This window comes from Streptomyces incanus, assembly GCF_042656345.1.
Taxonomy (GTDB): Bacteria; Actinomycetota; Actinomycetes; order Streptomycetales; family Streptomycetaceae; genus Streptomyces; species Streptomyces incanus.
Genome location: NZ_JBHSPC010000036.1, coordinates 136,427 through 151,821, shown reverse-complemented (window position 1 = coordinate 151,821; position 15,395 = coordinate 136,427). Strand labels below are relative to the sequence as shown.

The 15,395-nt window shown below is 70.7% G+C and carries 11 protein-coding genes and 2 pseudogenes; 6 read left to right on the top strand and 7 right to left on the bottom strand.

The window, feature by feature from the left end; genetic code table 11:
• Positions 1-483: 483 nt before the first annotated feature.
• Positions 484-2,187 (bottom strand): tetratricopeptide repeat protein, encoded by a 1,704-nt coding sequence (locus tag ACFP2V_RS14210; RefSeq protein WP_381211002.1) that lies wholly within the window; start codon positions 2,185-2,187, stop codon positions 484-486.
• A 281-nt stretch (positions 2,188-2,468) separates the two neighbouring features.
• On the opposite strand from ACFP2V_RS14210, the gene ACFP2V_RS14205 reads away from it, so the two are divergent.
• Entirely contained in the window at positions 2,469-3,290 is an 822-nt protein-coding gene (locus ACFP2V_RS14205; protein WP_381210921.1) for an SAM-dependent methyltransferase, read from the top strand.
• Positions 3,291-3,406: 116 nt separating this feature from the next.
• Here ACFP2V_RS14205 and ACFP2V_RS14200 read toward each other — a convergent pair whose 3' ends face one another.
• Together ACFP2V_RS14200 and ACFP2V_RS14195 are read right to left on the bottom strand one after the other, a co-directional pair.
• Positions 3,407-4,339 carry a helix-turn-helix domain-containing protein gene (locus ACFP2V_RS14200; protein WP_381210918.1) on the bottom strand — a complete coding sequence of 311 codons (933 nt, stop codon included), beginning with the start codon at positions 4,337-4,339 and terminating at the stop codon, positions 3,407-3,409.
• A gap of 193 nt (positions 4,340-4,532) precedes the next feature.
• A complete protein-coding gene (locus ACFP2V_RS14195; RefSeq protein ID WP_381210915.1) occupies positions 4,533-4,763 on the bottom strand; it encodes a DUF397 domain-containing protein in 231 nt (76 codons plus the stop codon).
• A gap of 478 nt (positions 4,764-5,241) precedes the next feature.
• Here ACFP2V_RS14195 and ACFP2V_RS14190 point away from each other — a divergent pair, with 478 nt between their 5' ends.
• The 4 genes from ACFP2V_RS14190 to ACFP2V_RS14175 all read left to right on the top strand — a co-directional run bounded on the left by ACFP2V_RS14190 (position 5,242) and on the right by ACFP2V_RS14175 (position 9,957).
• Positions 5,242-5,787, top strand: coding sequence for a hypothetical protein (locus ACFP2V_RS14190; protein ID WP_381210912.1), 546 nt, complete (start codon positions 5,242-5,244; stop codon positions 5,785-5,787).
• Positions 5,788-6,088: 301 nt separating this feature from the next.
• Entirely contained in the window at positions 6,089-7,720 is a 1,632-nt protein-coding gene (locus ACFP2V_RS14185) for an ATP-binding SpoIIE family protein phosphatase (protein WP_381210909.1), read from the top strand.
• A gap of 144 nt (positions 7,721-7,864) precedes the next feature.
• Positions 7,865-9,232, top strand: coding sequence for an FAD-dependent oxidoreductase (locus tag ACFP2V_RS14180; protein ID WP_381210906.1), 1,368 nt, complete (start codon positions 7,865-7,867; stop codon positions 9,230-9,232).
• Positions 9,233-9,459: 227 nt separating this feature from the next.
• Entirely contained in the window at positions 9,460-9,957 is a 498-nt protein-coding gene (locus ACFP2V_RS14175) for a lamin tail domain-containing protein (protein WP_381210904.1), read from the top strand.
• A gap of 18 nt (positions 9,958-9,975) precedes the next feature.
• Here ACFP2V_RS14175 and ACFP2V_RS14170 read toward each other — a convergent pair.
• From ACFP2V_RS14170 to ACFP2V_RS14155, 4 genes and pseudogenes are all read right to left on the bottom strand, one after another.
• Positions 9,976-11,109, bottom strand: a pseudogene (locus tag ACFP2V_RS14170) (glycosyl hydrolase family 65 domain-containing protein); the annotation flags it as partial.
• Positions 11,067-11,162, bottom strand: a pseudogene (locus tag ACFP2V_RS14165) (IS481 family transposase); the annotation flags it as partial. The pseudogenes ACFP2V_RS14165 and ACFP2V_RS14170, both read right to left, overlap by 43 nt.
• A 116-nt stretch (positions 11,163-11,278) precedes the next feature.
• Positions 11,279-12,955 (bottom strand): sensor histidine kinase, encoded by a 1,677-nt coding sequence (locus ACFP2V_RS14160; RefSeq protein WP_381210999.1) that lies wholly within the window; start codon positions 12,953-12,955, stop codon positions 11,279-11,281.
• 150 nt (positions 12,956-13,105) lie between these two features.
• A complete protein-coding gene (locus ACFP2V_RS14155; RefSeq protein WP_381210901.1) occupies positions 13,106-13,798 on the bottom strand; it encodes a response regulator in 693 nt (230 codons plus the stop codon).
• Between the two features lie 363 nt (positions 13,799-14,161).
• On the opposite strand from ACFP2V_RS14155, the gene ACFP2V_RS14150 reads away from it, so the two are divergent.
• Entirely contained in the window at positions 14,162-15,364 is a 1,203-nt protein-coding gene (locus ACFP2V_RS14150) for a globin domain-containing protein (RefSeq protein WP_381210898.1), read from the top strand.
• Positions 15,365-15,395 lie beyond the last annotated feature (31 nt).

Here is a 15,395-nt window from a genome sequence, read left to right as displayed (position 1 = left end):
CTGCCCGGCTGCCGGGCAGCCGGGCTCCCGGCGTTCGGCACCCTATGGGCGGGGAAAGCCGGGGCAGACGCAGAGGCGCGGTCACCGCCGGAGTCGGCGCCGACGGTGACCGCCGTACGGAAACGCATCCACCCCGCGTATCACCCACATGGCCCTCTCCGGACGTCGCATCGGCCCGCACCGTGCTCGTATGGAAGCGGCCTGCCTACCCGGAGGGAGCTGGGAATGCACGAGATGTGGTGTGGTGCAGACACTTCGGGGGAGCCTGTGTGGCATGTTCTGACCACCGACAGGACGACCACGCTGTGTGGCGTGGAGAAGGAGGACGAGCCCCATCGGCGGGACGCGACGGACCGCCACTGCTTCCCCTGCATGCAGTCGTTCCAGGCGGTGGTGGAAGCCCACTGACGACCCCATGACCCCGGCGTTCCGCTGTGCCCCGGCCCCGGCGCCGGGGCACCCGTCCGAACCGGGGCCTGCGGCTCAGGGGCAGTGGCACCCGTCCCCGCTGGTGTCCGTGTCCACGTCAAAGGCTGTCGGACGGGTGTCCAGCCGGCAGAAGCAGGACGCCTCGATCGGTACGTCCGCCAACGCGGTCGCCGCCTTGAGCTGTTGGGCCACGAGCGCGGCCTCCCCCGTCCTGCCGGTACGCGTCAGGCACTCGTGAAACCCGTGCAACGCCCAGACGTTCCGAGGGTGTTGCAGCGGCCGGGGCAGGACGGGGTCGAGGCCGAGGTCTGCGCGGTAGACCGCCTCCGCGTCGTCGACCCGGCCCTGCTCCAGCAGCAGGGCCCCGTACGCGTGCCGGGTGGGCTGCATCCAGCCCCAGGGCTCGTCGTAGGGGAGGTGGTCGTCCAGTTCGACGGACCGCTCCAGTGCGGCGAACGCCTCGTCGTAGTCGCCCTTGCGATAGGCGAGTTCGCCGTCCAGCATCGCGGCCGCGATGGCGAGGATGTCCTGGCAGGTGTTGTTGAACAGCATCCGCGTCCGAGGCACCCGGCCCACCGCGGCGCGGAAGCTCTCCCGCTCGGCCTCGGCCCTCTCGACGTCGCCGGTCGCCGAGAGGGCGACACCACGGGCGTAGTGGAGCATCGCGGTGGTCGCGCAGTACAGCGCCGGGTCGGCGGGGAACGGCAGCGCCAGGATGTCGTCCCAGCGGCCGAAGCGGATGAGGACGTGGAAGCGCATCGCCAGGAAGCCCTCGAGCCAGTCGGCCATCGGCGGGCTCTGCACCCTGAGCAGTTCCTCGGGGACGACGGCTTCGAGTTGTGCGGCGGCGTCCAGTGCGATCTTCGAGAGACCCGCGAACATGGCACCGTAGATCCTGAAGTGGTGGTTGTGGGCGCGGTAGAGGGTGTAGAAGTTCATGGCGCCGGCCCGCGCGAGGTACTTCTCGTCGGCGGCGATCGCAAGGGTGTTGTCGGACACGACCCGGCGGTAGTCGCCGCACAGCACCTCGAGGTGCGAGGGCATGTGGTGCAGATGTCCGGCGTCGGGCACGGCACCGCGCAGCCGGTCGGCGACCATGAGGGCCGCTTCCGGCGTGGGGGACATCTCCATCAGGTGGATGTACAGGTGCACGACGCCGGGGTGCCGGGCACCGCTGTCACCGCCGAGCGCCCGGTCGAGTACGGCCTTGGCCTCCAGGGTGCGGGCATCCGCGGCAGGGTGGCCGGTCCCCAGGTCCCACAGCTGCCAGGGGGTGAGGTTCATCAGGGCGTCCGCGCAGAGCGCGGCGACGTCCGGGTCGTCGGGGGCGCTCTCGTACACCGCGAGCATGCGGTCCGCGTAGGGCTCGTTCCATACCGAGCAGTCCTCGACTGCCCGTCCCTGGGGGTAGCGGGCGCGCAGGGCGCCGATGAGGGCCCGCTCCACGGGGGTGGCCCCCGAGGCCTTCTCGTGCGCCCATTCGACCGCGGCATGAGTGCGTTCGACGCTGCGGACGAGGTCGTCGCCGTCGAAGGCCCCCCAGGGCTTGTTGTAGTTGGGGCCGAGGGCGTAGGCGATGCCCCAGTGGGCCATGGCGCAGTCCGGGTCGGCCGCGGCCGCCTTCTCGAAGCAGGCGACCGCTTCCTCGTGGTTGAACGCGTAGGTCCACAACAGTCCTCGGTCGAACCAGAGTTGGGCCTCGTCCACAGCGGTCGTCACGGGGCGGCGGTAGGTACCCAGGTCGTAGTAGCCGTCCATGGCGTCCATGGGCTCCCTCCCGGGGAAGCGACTGAATCGGCCGACCGGCCTCACCCGCCACACACGTCAACGGGGATGAAATCGACGATACCGGCACACCCACACCGATTCCGACACCTACGCAATGCGATCACCTGGCGACACCGGGTAATGACAACGATGGTCCCGCCATTCCTTCAGGGCCTTGTTCGCCGATGGACTGGCCCGACTCGCGCGAGGCTCCCTAGGATGTACTCCCTGTCCAGCCAGTCCAGTTGGCGCGGCACTCCGCAGGGGGAACGATGCACACCGGCAATCAGCTGTCCACCGAGATCGACGCAACCGTGCCGACAGCCGCGCGCATGTACGACTACTATCTGGGCGGCAAGGACAACTATGCGGCCGACCGTGCCGCCGTGGAAGAGCTCGACAAGGTGGTGCCCAGCACGCGCCGCCTGGCCCTGAACAACCGGCGCTTCCTCCAGCGGGTCGTCCGGGTCCTCACGCAGGAGTACGGGATCCGGCAGTACCTGGACCACGGTTCCGGTCTGCCCACCCAGGACAACGTCCACCAGGTCGCCCAGCGCATCGACCCGACCACCCATGTGGTGTACGTCGACAACGACCCGATGGTGCTGGTGCACGGGCGCGCACTGCTGGAGCAGGACAAGCGCACGGTGGTCATACAGGCCGACATGCGGGAGACCGACGCGATCTTCGGCCACGCCGAGACGCAGCGTCTGATCGACTTCTCGCAGCCGGCCTGCGTGCTGTTCAACAGCGTGTTCCACTGCATCCCGGACAGCGACACCGACGGCCCGATCGCCGTGGCACGCCGGGTCCGGGAACAGCTCGCGCCGGGCAGCTTCCTGGTGATGTGTCAGCTGGTCAGCGAGGACCCCGAGGTCCGCAGGTCCGTCACCGAGTTCATGGACCGGGCGACCCAGGGGCACTGGGGCCGGGTGCGGCAGGAAAGCGACGTCGCCTCGTACTTCGAGGGCCTGGAGATCCTGGAGCCGGGTCTGGTGGAGGTCTCCACCTGGCGTCCGGAAACCGAGGTGGCGCCCCGTCAGCTCACCCGGGAGTGGATCGAGTTCGGCGGCGTGGGCCGGATCCCGCTGTAGGTTCCTCGCGGCTCGCATGTCGCCGACACGCGAGCACGAACACGCCGACGCCTTCGCCCGACCCGGATCACCAGGGCCGCGCGAGGGGCGTTCGCGTTGTATTCCAGCCCGAGGTGCTACGACCCGGACTGCGGCTCCGGATAGCGGTCCCCCATCGTGGCGCGCAGCAGATCCAGGGATTCACGGGGCCGCAGCGCCTCGTCGGCGAGGCGGTCCAGCGCGATCCGGTACTCCTCCGTCTCGTCGAGGTCCTCGAGGAAGTTGGCGCTCCTGATGTGCTCCAGGTAGACCACGTCGGGCAGATCGAGGCCGCCGAAACGCAGATACGTCACCGGGATGGCGGGAGCCGACGCGTTCGTCACGCCCAACGGCACGATCTGCAGCGTGACGTTGGAGCGCTCGGCCATCCGCATGAGGTGGGCAAGCTGCTCACGCATCACCTCGGCACTGCCCAGCACGCGCAGCAGAACCGACTCGTCGATGACCGCCCACAGCTGCGGGGCACCCTCCCGCATCAGCAACTCGGCCCGCCGCATTCGGAGTTCGACGCGACGTTGTACCTCGCCGGCCGGCGCGTTGGGCAGGCCGCGCTCCACCACCGCACGGGTGTAGGCAGCGGTCTGCAGCAGACCGGGCACGTACTGGATCTCGAAGGTACGGATGGTGGCGGCAGCCTCCTGCAGCCCGACCAGCCGGTCGAACCACTCGGGCATCAGCCGCTTGTCGTACCGTTGCCACCAGCCCGGCTCTCCGGCCCGTTGGAGCAGCTTGACCAGCACCGAGACCTCGTAGTCGTCGGTGCCGTACAGCTCGAGCAGGGCCCGGATGTCGCTCTCGGTGGGCGGGCGGCGGCCCTTGCCGGACTCGATGCGGGACAGTTTCGCCGCACTGAAGCCGACGGAGCGCGCCGCCTGGTCCTGGGCCAGCCCGGCGTCCTCGCGGAAGCCCGCCAACTGCACACCGACCAGCATCTTCAGCAGGGTCGGAGCCGGCTCGGGCCGGTCCAGATAGGGCTCCAGACGGGAGATACGATGCGACGCGGCGGACATCCTGACTCCCAGCAGACCGGCACAAGGGCGGTTTACATTATCGCATCTCAACGTGTCGCAGCGTATGTGCCCCGCAGAAGCCTTACAGAAGTGGGTAGTTGAACTCCGCTTCACCTCTCCGGCCCCGCGTCGTCGCGACGGAGCGGGGCCGGACCGCCGCATCGCGCCAACCGGTTCGCACCAAACGGCCGCATCAGACCAGGTGGTCGAATTCGCCGCCCTTCGCCCCGGCCAGGAATGCCGCCAGTTCCGCCGACGTGTAGACCAGCGCGGGCCCGTCGGGGTCACGGGAGTTGCGCATCGCCACACCCCCGTCGTCCAGCGGGGCCACCTCGACGCAGTTCCCCTCGGCGTTGCTGTGCCGGCTCTTGATCCAGCAGGCGTCCAAGGAACTCGCCCGCACTCCGTTCCGCGCTCCTGGCACCGCAGCCTCCTTGCTGTCCCTGTGTACTGCCGGGCGGCACCCGGCCGTTCGCCGGTGCGGGCCGAGCCGGATCGCACTCGATCCGCCCCGGTCCGCCCCGAAAAAAACTTCACGCAATTTCTCGTGCAATTGCACGCGAGCGCTCTCGGCGTGGATAATAGCCGGAGCGTCAACCCCCTCGTTGGCGCCTCGTCCTGACGCCGCATCGGGGAGATGGCATGTCATCACCTGTGCACCAAGTGATCCGGTCGACCGCCGGCGCCACCGTACGGACGCGTGACCGCGTCTCGGCCGCGCCTGCCGGGTCCCTCCTGCTCGGCGCGGTGCCGCGGCAGGCCGGGAGACCGGACACTGAGGCTCTCCCGATGCCGGTGCCGGCACCCCCGGCGGGCCGGACGGACCGGGCCCGGCCGTCGGCCCGGCCGCCCGCCTGATCATCCCCCCACTCGACACGACCGCCGCGAAAGGCACCCACGCGATGCGCAGCGCTTCTACGGAACAGCCGAGCAGCGAGCGCCCTGTGCGCCACACGTCCCCGACCGGAATGGCCCGTACGACACCGCTCACGTCACTGTCCCGCGTGCCGTGGCGCGACATCCAGGACTCCACCGGATCCGCAGCGGCCATCCCCCTGCTGCTCAACGGCATCGCCTGGGGGGACGCCGAAACGGCCCGGTCGGCCCTGGAGGATCTGCGGAAACGGATCTGCCAGTACGGCTTCGTGGTGGAGCAGGCGACGGCCGCCACCGTCCCCTTCCTCTGGGAGCTGGCGCAGCTGTCGCATGTGACCTGTCGTGCCGGGATCATCCAGCTGCTCAAGGCCATCGCCGACGCCCGGCAGTGGGAGAGCACCGCCGCCGCGTATCCCAAGCTGCTCAATCACCGCGAGAACCCGGTCGTCTGGGAGCGGGCCGCCCGGCAGGCGGTGCGCGCCCGGCGGGGCGACCTGAGCCGTCTGATGGACGACCAGGACACCAAGATCGCCCGTGCCACGACGGAGCTGGCCCGCGCGCTGGCCGAATGAGCCCCGTTCGAGCGCCGTGGGGGACGAGCGCCGAAGGGGCCCGTGGCACGGGGAGCGGGCCGCGCGACCGGTAACGCACCACCGGTCGCGCGGTCCGTGGAGACCGTTTCGGGCCGACCGCCCGCTTCGTGAAGCGACCCGTTCCGGGCTACTTCACGAAGCGGTATTTCGGGGGGGCGACGGGCGATTCGACCACCCTGACCACCTCGGGGGTCCGCCCGGCAGCGTCGCCACGGTCCGCGACTCCACCGAACTGCGCGCCCTCTCCGGTCGGGCCGAGATCGCGCGGGAGCGGCTCGACATGCTCTACGACGCCGGGGTGGGCATCGGAACCAGTCTGGACGTGGCCCGCACGGCCGAGGAGCTGACGGAACTGGCCGTACCTCGGTTCGCGGACTTCACCACGGTGGACCTGTTCGAGACGGTGCTGGCCGGCGGTGAGCCGGACGTGGCGGGGGCGATGCGCCGCACGGCGTCGGTCGGCATCCACAAGGACGCCCCCCTGTACCCGGTGGGCACTCGGACCCGGTTCGTCGGGTCGTCCCCGCAGGGCCGCAGCCCGGCCTCCGGGCGGTCGCTCGTCGAGCCCCGGCTGAGCGAGGCTCCGGGGTGGCGGGCGCAGGACCTGGAGCGCTCCGGGCAGATCGTGGCGTACGGCATCCACTCGCTGATCACCGTGCCACTGCGGGCCGGTTCCCTGGTGCTGGGCGTGGTCGGCTTCTGGCGTGCCGAGCGGCCCGAACCGTTCGACGAGGAGGAGCTGGCCCTGGCGGAGGAGCTGGTCACGCGGGCCGCGGTGGCCATCGACAACGCCCGCCGGTACACGCGCGAGCACAGTATGGCGGTGACGCTCCAGCGCAGCCTGCTGCCGCGCAGCCTGCCCGAGCAGAGCGCCCTGGAGATCGCCTATCGCTCTCTGCCCGCGCAGGCCGGGGTCGGCGGCGACTGGTTCGACGTCCTGCCGCTGTCCGGTGCGCGGGTCGTGCTCGTGGTCGGCGACGTCGTCGGGCACAGGCTGCACGCGGCGGCCACCATGGGGCGGCTGCGCACGGCGGTGCACAACTTCTCGGCGCTCGACCTGCCGCCCGACGAGCTGCTGGGCCTGCTGGACGAGCTGGTCGGCCGCATCGACCAGGACGGGACGGAGGACGAGCACAGCGCCCCGGTGACCGGGGCGACCTGCCTGTACGCCGTCTACGACCCGGCCACCCGGCGTTGCGCCGTCGCCCGAGCGGGACATCCGCCGCCCGCGCTGATCCATCCGGACGGCACCGTGGAGTACGCGGACGTGCCCGTCGGCCCGCCCCTGGGGCTGGGCGGGCTGCCGTTCGAGACGGCCGAGCTGGAGCTGGCGGAGGGCAGCCGGCTGGTCCTGTACACGGACGGGCTCGTCGAGGACCGGAACCACGACATCGACGTGGGTCTGGAGCTGCTGCGCGAGGCACTGTCCCGGGCCGGGTACTCCCCCGAGGACACCTGCCGGGCCGTGCTGGAGTCCCGGCGTCCGGCCAGGGCGCGGGACGACATCGCGCTGCTCGTGGCGCGTACACAGGCGCTCACCGAGGACCGGATCGCCCGGTGGCCGGTGCCGTCCGACCCGGCGGCGGTCGCCGAGGTGCGCGCCACGATCGCGCGGAAGCTGTCCGACTGGGGCCTGGACGAACTGGTCTTCACCACGGAGCTGATCCTGAGCGAGCTGGTCACCAACGCGATCCGCTACGGCGGCGGCCCCATCGAGGTGCGGATGCTGCGCGACCGCAATCTGATCTGCGAGGTCCTCGACAGCAGCAGCACCTCGCCCCATCTGCGGTACGCGACCATGAACGACGAGGGCGGACGCGGCCTGTTCCTGGTGGCGCAGCTGGCGGAGCGGTGGGGCACCAGGTATCTGCCGGCCGGTAAGATCATCTGGGCCGAGCAGCCCATCCCGTGATCCACGGGGGCTGCCCGGGGATCCGCGCGTGAAGTCATAAGGTCCACTTATGAGTCCATAGACCGGACCCGCGTACCAGGTTAGGCATGCCTTAGCTTAGGATTTCCGACGAGGCTCTTGTCATCGCTCGAAGGGAACCTGACCATGCCCCGCCCCCTGCGGGTAGCCGTCGTGGGATCCGGCCCCGCCGGGATCTACGCCGCCGACGCCCTGCTCAAGTCCGATGTTGCCGCCGACCCGGGTGTCTCGATCGACATCTTCGAGCGCATGCCGGCACCGTTCGGTCTGATCCGTTACGGCGTCGCTCCCGACCACCCGCGGATCAAGGGCATCATCACGGCCCTGCACCAGGTGCTCGACAAGCCGCAGGTCCGGCTGTTCGGCAATGTGGACTACGGCACCGACGTCCACCTCGACGACCTGCGCGCGTTCTACGACGCCGTGATCTTCGCCACCGGCGCGACCGCCGACCGGGCGATGTCCTCCGTCCCGGGCATCGACCTCGACGGCTCCTACGGCGCCGCCGACTTCGTCTCCTGGTACGACGGGCACCCGGACGTGCCGCGCACCTGGCCGCTGGAGGCGGAGAAGGTCGCCGTGCTCGGGGTCGGCAATGTCGCCCTCGACGTCGCGCGCATCCTCGCCAAGACGGCGGAGGAACTGCTGCCGACGGAGATCCCGCCGAACGTCCACGAGGGACTGTTGGCCAACAAGGCGCGGGAGATCCACGTCTTCGGCCGCCGCGGCCCGGCGCAGGCGAAGTTCAGCCCGATGGAGCTGCGGGAGCTGGACCACTCCCCCACCATCGAGGTCGTCGTCGACCCCGAGGACATCGACTACGACGAGGGTTCGATCGCCACCCGGCGCGGCAACAAGCAGGCCGACATGGTCGCGAAGACGCTGGAGAAGTGGGCGATCCGCGATGTCGGCGACCGCCCGCACAAGCTGTTCCTGCACTTCTTCGAGTCGCCGTCGGAGATCCTCGGCGAGGACGGCAAGGTGACCGGCCTGCGCACCGAGCGCACCGAGCTCGACGGCACCGGCAACGTCAAGGGCACCGGTGAGTTCAAGGACTGGGACGTCACCGCGGTCTACCGCGCGGTGGGCTACCTCTCCGACAAACTCCCCAAGCTGCCCTGGGACATCGACTCCGGCACCGTGCCCGACGAGGGTGGCCGGGTGATCCAGGAGAGCGGCGAGCACCTGACGTCCACGTACGTCACCGGCTGGATCCGGCGCGGCCCCATCGGCCTGATCGGCCACACCAAGGGCGACGCCAACGAGACGGTGTCGAACCTGCTGGACGACTTCGCGAACGGACGGCTGCAGACGCCCGCGACGCCCGAGCCCGAGGCCGTGGAAGCGTTCCTCGCCGAGCACTCCGTCCGCTACACCACCTGGGACGGCTGGTACAAGCTGGACGCCGCGGAGAAGGCGCTGGGCGAGCCGCAGGGACGCGAGCGCGTGAAGCTCGTCGAGCGCGAGGACATGCTGCGGGAGAGCGGCGCGTGAACTGACAGCGGACGCAACGAAGCACCACCGAGCGCCCGTTCGGTCCTCACGGACCGGGCGGGCGCTCCGTCGTGTCCGCGGGGTCCGTTGCATCCACAAGGACCGCGAGGCCCGTTCGGCCCGTGGGGCCCGGCCGGTGTGAGTGTGACCGGTGTTGTGTACTATCCGATCCTTCACCGAATCACCACATGATCCTCACGCAAGGGTCATGCAGGGGGGATGAGTTCATGCGTATACGCACCGCTGCCGCCGCCACCACCGCCATCGCGGGAGCCCTGGCCACACTGACGGCCGTTCCGGCACACGCCGCGGAGTACAGCTCCGCGCTCAAGGTCCGCGGCGTCCAGTACGACGCTCCCGGACCCGACTCCAACAAGTGCTCCACGGGCAACACCCGCCACGAGTACCTGACGATCAAGAACTACTCGTCGACGAAGACCGTGAACCTCAAGGGGTACGTCGTGAAGGACGCCACCGGCAACCGGTTCGTCTTCAAGTCCAACCACTATCTCGAGCCCCGCGACTACGTGAAGCTGCGCGGCGGCAACGGCACCGATTCCGACAAGAACAACGTCGTCTACCGCAACAACTGCAACTTCATCTGGAACAACGACAAGGACACGATCTACCTCGTCAAGCCCACGGGCAGCCGTGCCGACGTGCACGCGTACACCAAGCGCGGCTCCGACCGGGACGGCGACGGGTACATATCGTTCCACAAGTGACCGGCCCCTGCCGGGCCGTCAGCCCATGAGGGGCAGGTGGCCCGTCTCCCCCGGCTGGAGGCGGGCCGCACGGTCCGGGAGACACACGCCGAGGGGCCCGGACTCCGACGACGGTACGGCGATCTCCACGCGCCCGCGTTCCAGCCGCAGCCGGATGCCCCGGTGGCCGCGGGAGCACAGGGGGAAGCCGTAGGAGGACAACTCCGGCCGGGGCACCGGGTCCAGTCGCAGGCCGCCGTTGCGCGTCTCAAGACCGGGCAGTCCGCGCCGGACCAGGCCGAGGGTCCCAGCCATGGCTCCGAGGTGGACGTCCTCGCCGGTGGTGCCGCCCTGGACGCCGGCGATGTCCCCGCTCAGGGCCTCCTGGCAGAACGTCCAGGCTTCGGCGCGCCGGTCGCGGCCCGGCGCCCAGCCGTGGACAAGGCCGCTGAGGGTGGACCCGTGGCTGGTGCGGTGCGGGTAGCGGTCCACCGTGAGCCGCCAGGTCGCCTCGTCCAGCTCGTGCCCCGGCCGGCGGAAGAGGCCCTGCGGTTCGGCCGGGGAGGACAGATACCCGAGCATCAGGACCTCCGCCTGCTTCGAGGCCCGGTAGCGGTTGACGGTGTCGCCCTCGCCTTCGCCCTCCAGGATCCGGTCCAGGCGCCAAATGTCCTCGTAGCGCCGCCGGTACTCCCGCCGGTCGAACTCGGCGAGCTTCCCATACCCCTCGGACTGGCTGATGACGCCGTCGTGGAACGGTACCTGCAGGGCACGGGGGACCCCCTCCCCCTTCTCGGGTTCGCTCCGCTCCAGTCCGGCCTCGGCGGCGTCGTGGTACTCGTCGGGGCCCATCACGCCCTTGATGCGGCGCCGGCCAGGAGCGGATCGTAGGCGGCGGGCGTCCGACCGGAAGCGGGAGGTCCGCAGCAGCAGTTCGGCGCCCCCGGTGTGCAGGAACTCGGTGTCGTCGGCGGCCTCGCCGTACTGTCCCACGTTGTACGCGATCGCCGATCCCACATGGTGCTGGAGACGGGGAGGGCCGGGCAGCCGGTGGCCCGACCGCTGGTTGAGGTGGAGCTGTCGGGCCTCCTCCCGGCCGTGGCTGCCGCTCCGCCGGAGGAACGTGCCCCCTCGGCGGCCCGGCGCAGGGGCCGGCCCTCGCCCACGACGCAGCGGGCCGGACGCAGACGTCCGGTCTCGGTCAAGGGTGCATTACGGTGGGGCATGAGGGCGTTCTGGTCGTTCGTGCAGATGTCGCGATCCACACCGAACCCAGAAGTCCCTCACTCGTTCAAGATCCCCAAGCTGTGGAATCCGTCACCGACCTCCGTGGACAGAACAGCTAGCGTTCCCGCAGGGGCACGCGCCACACCAGGGTGGTGCCACGGTCCGGGGCGCTGTCGATCTCCAGGTCGCCGCCCAGTTGCGCGGCGCGTTCGGCCATGTTGCGCAGTCCGCTGCGGCGGCCGCCCTCCGGGATGCCCACGCCGTTGTCGGCGACGGTCAGCCGTACCTCTCGGCCGTCGGTCTCGAGGGCCACCTCGACCCGGTCGGCGCGCGCGTGCCGGGCGATGTTGGTCAGGGCCTCGGACAGGACGGCCACCAGATGGTCGGCGGTCTCCTTCGGCACATGGGTGTCGACCAGGCCCTCCATCCGCACGCTGGGCGCGAAGCCCAGCACGGAAGCCGTCTCGCCGACCACCCGTACGGCGCGGGCCCGCAGTCCGGTCCCGGAGGCGGCGTCGTGGGCGCGCAGGCCGAAAATGGTCGATCTGATGATCTTGATGGTCTCGTCCAGGTCGTCCACCGCCCGGGAGACCCGCTCCGAGGCCTCCTTGTGATCGATGAAGCGGCCGGCGCTCTGCAGCGTCATCCCGGTGGCGAACAGCCGCTGGATCGCCAGGTCGTGCAGGTCCCGGGCGATCCGGTCGCGGTCCTCGAGGACCGCGATCTGTTCGGCGTCGCGGCGGCGCTCCGCCAGTTCCATGGCCACGGCGGCCTGAGCGGCGAAGCCCTGCAGCGGCTCGATCTCCTTCTCGGTGAACTCGCCGCGGCCCGCGGCGCGCACCAGCAAGACGATGCCCCGTACGCCGTCCCCCGACCCTACGGGCACGGCCACCGCCGGGCCGAGGCCGGCGAAGCGCGGCGGACCGGACGACACCCGCCCGTCGCAGGAGACGTCCGGGCTGGTGACGGGAGCGGCGCTGGTGAACGCCCGGCCCAGCAGGCTGTCGTCGACGGGGACGACGAGCCCTCGGTGGGCCTTCGCCTCCTGGCCCAGAGCGAGTTCCACGGTCAGTGATTCCGTGCCCTCCATCGGCACCGCCACCTCGGCGAGTGCCGCGCCGGTGATCTCCATCGCCCGTTCGGCGATCAGCAGCAGGGCCTCACTGCCGCCGCCGCCGGACATCAGGGCGTGGGTGATCTCCGTGTTCGCCTGCAGCCACCGCTCCCGCAGCCGGGACTCCTCGTACAGCCGGGCGTTGTCGATGGCGACGCCGGCGGCGACGGCCAGGGTCGACAGGACCGACTCGTCCTCCTCGTCGAACTGCGCCCCGGCACGCTTCTCGGTGAGGTACAGGTTGCCGAAGACCTGGTCGCGGACCCGGATGGGGACGCCGAGGAAGCTGTTCATCGGCGGATGGTGGGCCGGGAAACCGAAGGACGCGGGATGCTCGGACAGCTTCGCCAGCCGCAGCGGCTGGGGGTGCCGGATCAGCTCCCCGAGGATGCCGTGGCCCTCGGGGTAGTGGCCGATGCGGGCGATCTCCTCCGCACTGACGCCGACCGTGTGGAAGGCCGACAGCCGCTTGCCGTCGGGGCCGATCACGCCGAGTGCGGCATATTCGGCGTCCACCAGCACCGCCGCGGCGTCGACGATGCTGTGCAGAACCTGCTTCAGGTCCAGCTCGCGGCCCACCTCGAGGACCGCCTCCAGCAGGCTGTGCACCCGGTCGCGCGTGCCGCGGGCCGCGTCGATCCGGGCCTGGAGCTCCTCCAGCAGCTCGTCCAGCCGCATCTGCGGCAGCAGCGGACGGGGGCCCCCGCCCCGCTCGGAGCTCTCCACCCGTGGTCCTCCCGTTCGCTCGCCCTACCGGCAGCGTGTCCCCGGCAGGACCACGTTAACGGGCGCGGCCCGGTCGCCTCCCACAGGTCGACGAACCGGGTGTCAGCGGCCCGTGCGCCGCGGCCGGTCCTGTGCCTGGGTGGCGATCACGGCGGCCTGGATACGGCGTTCCACGCCGAGCTTGGCCAGCAGCCGGGAGATGTGATTCTTCACCGTCTTCTCCGCCAGATACAGCCGCTGGCCGATCTGCCGGTTGGTCAGCCCCTCGCCGATCAGGGCGAGGATCTCCCGTTCGCGTTCGGTCAGTCCGGGCAAGGCGTCCTGCTCCTCCTCCGGCTCCTGTGCCTGCCGCAGCCGGGCCATCAGGCGGGTGGTGGCGCTGGGGTCGAGCAGGGACTGTCCGGAGGCGACCGTCCGCACGGCCGTGACCAGGTCCGAGCCCTGGATCTGCTTCAGCACATAGCCGGAGGCGCCCGCCATGATCGAGTCCAGCAGGGCCTCCTCGTCGTCGAACGAGGTGAGCATCAGGCAGGCCAGATCCGGCAGCGTCGAGCGCAGCTCGCGGCACACGGTCACCCCGTCGCCGTCGGGCAGGCGGATGTCGAGGACTGCCACGTCGGGGCGGAGCGCGGGGACGCGGACCAAGGCCTGCTCGACGGTGGCGGCCTCGCCGACGACGGTGATGTCCGGTTCGTCGTTCAGCAGGTCGTGCACTCCGCGGCGGACCACCTCGTGGTCGTCCAGCAGGAAGACCCGGACGGGCCGGTCGGGTGCCGGCCGCTCGCTGTCCGCCATCTGACGCTCCTTGTCCTCGTGTGCCGGGCCGTACACCGTGTCCCGGTGCTCCCGGCCGCCGGGAGGTCCCTCACCGAGATCCTTCTCGATTCAGGGCCGAACGGCCAGGGCCGTTCGGCCCTGAATCCTGCCGGGCCACCTGTTCTCCGCCGGGGTCCCGCGTCCTTCGGCGGGCCGGTCGGCCCCCTTCCCGGGGCTCCGCCCGGGGCCGAAGGTCCTCTCTTGCCGGGCCGATGGGCCCGCAGCACCCCACGGGCAGTGGTTCCCGCCGGAAACAGGCTCGTCGGATTGCTATACAGAGGGTGCCGCCGGTCCGGAACGGCGGCCCACATCCCGCACTTCGTCATATCGTTGGGAGACCTCATGCTGTCCGAAGAATCCGCTGCAGTGGTCCGGGCCAGCCTTCCCGCCGTGGCCGGAGCTCTCGACGAGATCACCGCACGTTTCTACGGTGCGATGTTCCGCGACCGCCCCGAACTCCTGGACGGCATGTTCAACCGGGGCAATCAGGCCAGCGGGGCCCAGCGCCGGGCGCTGGCCGGTTCCATCGCGGGTTTCGCGCAGGCACTGCTCGCCGACCCGGACACCCGGCCGGACGCCCTGCTGGCACGGATCGCGCACAAGCACATCGCGGTCGGGGTCACCGACGACCAGTACACGATCGTGCACAAGTACCTGTTCGGTGCGGTGGCGGAGGTCCTCGGCGGCGCCGTCACCCCCGAGGTGTCCGCGGCCTGGGACGAGGTGTACTGGCTGATGGCAGGCGCCCTCATCGGGCAGGAGGCTCGCCTCTACCAGGAGGCGGGGGTCGCGCCGGGTGAGATCTGGCAGCGGTGGACGGTCGTCGAACGGCGCGAGGAGACCCCCGACGTCGTGTCGTTCGTGCTGCGCCCGGCCGACGGCGAACCGGCACCGCGCACACGGGCCGGGCAGTACGTGAGCGTACGGCTGCGGATGCCCGACGGGGCGCACCAGCTGCGCCAGTACAGCCTGTCCTCGGACCCCGGCGGCGATCTCCGCCGCATCACCGTCAAGCGGGTCACCGGGGACGCGGAAACACCGGACGGCGAGGTCTCCAACCTGCTCCACGCGCACACCCGCGCCGGTGACGAGCTCACCCTGTCCGTGCCGGCCGGCGACGTGGCCCTCGACGAGGCGGACACCCCGCTGGTGCTGGTCTCGGCCGGGATCGGCTGCACACCCATGGTGGGCATGCTCGCCCGGCTCGCGGCGACGGGTTCGGCACGCCGGGTTCTGGTACTGCACGCCGACACCTCGCCCGAGGAGCACGCGCTGCGCACCGAGGTACGGGCACTGGTGGAGCAACTGCCGGACGCCCGCGCGGTCTTCTGGTACGAGCGGCCGGACGTCGAGGAGCCCGAGGCGCGCAGCGGTCTGATGGACCTCACCGGGATCGACGTCCCGGCGGACGCGTCGGTGTATCTGTGCGGCCCACTGCCGTTCATGCGTACGGCGCGTGGCCGGCTCCTGGGGGCGGGCGTCCCCGCCCGGCGGATCAGCTACGAGGTCTTCGGCCCCGATCTGTGGCTCCCCGAAGCGGCCTGACCGCGTCGCAGACGGGCGGGGCCCTTCGCGC